1 protein-coding gene is annotated in these 336 nt (G+C 63.4%); it reads right to left on the bottom strand.

What is annotated here, in order from left to right; all coding sequences use genetic code 11:
* The coding region (locus tag GRAN_RS25300; protein ID WP_150133281.1) for an Ig-like domain-containing protein at window positions 1-336 on the bottom strand (336 nt) is incomplete at both ends.

The raw sequence follows: 336 nt of genomic DNA, 5'->3' as shown, positions 1-336 counted from the left end.
CCGTGAACGTGATGGCCGTCCCATGAGGTGCCGGGTTGAGTGACGACGTGATCGTGGTGGTGGTTTTCGCTTCAGCGATCGTCTCCGCCAGCACAGCAGAGATGCTCGCCGCATCGTTCGCGCTCCCGCCATAGTCCGCGGTGATGGAAGCGTTGCCGACGGGGAGAGTGCTGATCGCAAGAGCGGCCACACCTGCGGTGTTCAGCGCGCCAGCACCGATGACCGTGGAACCGTTCTTGAAGGTAACCGTTCCGGTCGGGATTGCTCCCGAGGCGGCAACAACCTTGGCCGTGAACGTGATGGCCGTCCCATGAGGTGCCGGGTTGAGTGACGACG

The sequence above is a fragment of the Granulicella sibirica genome (assembly GCF_004115155.1).
Classification (GTDB): Bacteria; Acidobacteriota; Terriglobia; order Terriglobales; family Acidobacteriaceae; genus Edaphobacter; species Edaphobacter sibiricus.
Note: the sequence above shows the minus strand (reverse complement) of the source record. Positions and strands in the feature narration are given on the sequence as shown.